This window comes from Mesorhizobium sp. P3_A10 (assembly GCF_056403175.1).
Genome location: NZ_JBFUFZ010000018.1, coordinates 1 through 1,062 on the forward strand (window position 1 = coordinate 1; position 1,062 = coordinate 1,062).

General features: G+C 68.4%; 1 protein-coding gene. It reads left to right on the forward strand.

Translation table 11 applies throughout. The features are described 5' to 3' along the window. A partial coding sequence (locus tag AC1DXU_RS30410) for an Ig-like domain-containing protein (protein WP_477374895.1) occupies positions 1–1,062 on the forward strand: 1,062 nt, incomplete at both ends.

The window sequence follows — 1,062 nt, forward strand, 5'->3', positions numbered from 1 at the left end:
GACGTGCCGACGGCGGTTGCCGACATCGACAGCATCGGGGCCGGCCTGTTCGGCCCGGCCACCGGCAATGTGCTGACCGGCGGAACCGATGCCCTCGACGGCAACACGACCGACGGGGTTGCCGACACCAAGGGCGCCGACGGCGCTGCCGTGGTCGGCGTCGCCGCCGGCAACACCAATGCCGACGTCGACAATGCAGCCACGCTCGGCGTGCAGATCCAGGGCCTCTACGGCAAGCTGACGCTGGCCGCCGACGGCACCTACACCTATACCCGCGATGCCGGCTCGGCCGGCGGCCATGACGACGTCTTCACCTACACCATCAAGGACGGCGACGGCGACACCTCGCACACCACGCTGACCATCTCGATCGGCAACTCACCGCCGGTGATCACCGACCTGACGCCGGCCGCCAACGGCGGCGACGTCACCGTCAACGAGGATGACCTCCYGGCCAGCCGCGGCGTTGGCGAATCGGCCGGCTCCGACACCTCGAAGGAAAGCACCACCCAGGGCGGCACCTTCACCATCTCCTCGCCCGACGGCATCGCCTCGCTGACCATCGACGGCCACGCCTTCATCACCAACGGCGTATTCACCGCCAGCTCCTTCACCACCGCGCTCGGCAATACGCTGAACGTGACCGGCTACAATCCCGCAACCGGCACCGTCAGCTACTCCTACACGCTGCTCGACAATGAGGCCCATGCCACCGGCCTGGCCACCAACAGCCTGTTCGAGAACCTTGCCGTCTCGCTCACCGACCAGGACGGCCAGAACGCCACGGGCACCCTGTCCGTCAACATCGTCGATGACGTGCCGACGGCGGTTGCCGACATCGACAGCATCGGGGCCGGCCTGTTCGGCCCGGCCACCGGCAATGTGCTGACCGGCGGAACCGATGCCCTCGACGGCAACACGACCGACGGGGTTGCCGACACCAAGGGCGCCGACGGCGCTGCCGTGGTCGGCGTCGCCGCCGGCAACACCAATGCCGACGTCGACAATGCAGCCACGCTCGGCGTGCAGATCCAGGGCCTCTACGGCAAGCTGACGCTGGCC